This window comes from Acidaminococcus sp. HCP3S3_H5 (genome assembly GCF_052122235.1).
Lineage (GTDB): Bacteria > Bacillota > Negativicutes > Acidaminococcales > Acidaminococcaceae > Acidaminococcus.
The window spans coordinates 1-770 of record NZ_JBQKCS010000020.1 but is presented as its reverse complement, the minus strand read 5'-3'; the positions used below and the strand labels follow the sequence as shown (position 1 = coordinate 770).

The following is a 770-nucleotide window of genomic DNA, read 5'->3' as shown; positions in this document are numbered from 1 at the left end:
GTCCATGGCCGCGCCGTACACGTAGCGCAGTTGCGCCAGCGTGTGCTCGCGGTCCTCGTAGATGCGGATAGGTCCCTTCGCCTCGCGATGGTGGACCAGCCATCCGGGGCCAAGCTGCTTGGTCTTCCAGCGCTTGTAGATCGTCTCCCAGACGCTTTCCTCGCCGTAACGGAATGCGGTCGTTGTCAGCAGCGCCCACGGTTCGTCGCCCGCCCTTTTTGGGAGGTTGCGCATCGTTGTGGCGTACATGTTCCGCAGCTCCGGGAGTACGTACAGGTGCACCTCATCCGGCACGAGGAAGGTCTCCTTGCCTCCGTCCTTCGACGCGGCACCGGACGAGCTCGAGCGGCATTCCCCGCCGTTCGGCAGGTAGATGTTGGTCGCTGAGCGGTAGTCGCGGATGCCCTTCACGCCGCCATAGATGTCGGGGTGATTGTCGTGACCCCAGTCACCCATGACGAAGGCGAGGTTTTGGAACGTGTTCCCGCTCTGCCTTTCCTCGGTCGCGAGGCAGCGGACAAACGGGGAGCGGATCGGGCGACCCACCGGCTGCCCACTCGCATCCCAGCCATCGAAACGCACCGGAGCAAGGGCCTCCGCCACGCCAATCAGCCCTGCAACCTCCGACTTCGCCCGACCCTTGGGCATCGACAGCACGCCACGAGAGATCAGCCTGCGCCCAGACGCCGGTTCGAGCTCGTAGGCGTCCACGACGAAATCGAGCATCTCATCATCAAACGTCAACGGCTGCCCCTCCACCGGCCCAGGGC

Annotated in this window: 1 pseudogene; it reads right to left on the bottom strand. The window is 64.7% G+C overall.

The features are described 5' to 3' along the window. Nucleotides 1-744 (bottom strand): annotated as a pseudogene (locus ACTQY5_RS10975) (hypothetical protein); the annotation flags it as partial. Between the last annotated feature and the right edge of the window lie 26 nt (nt 745-770).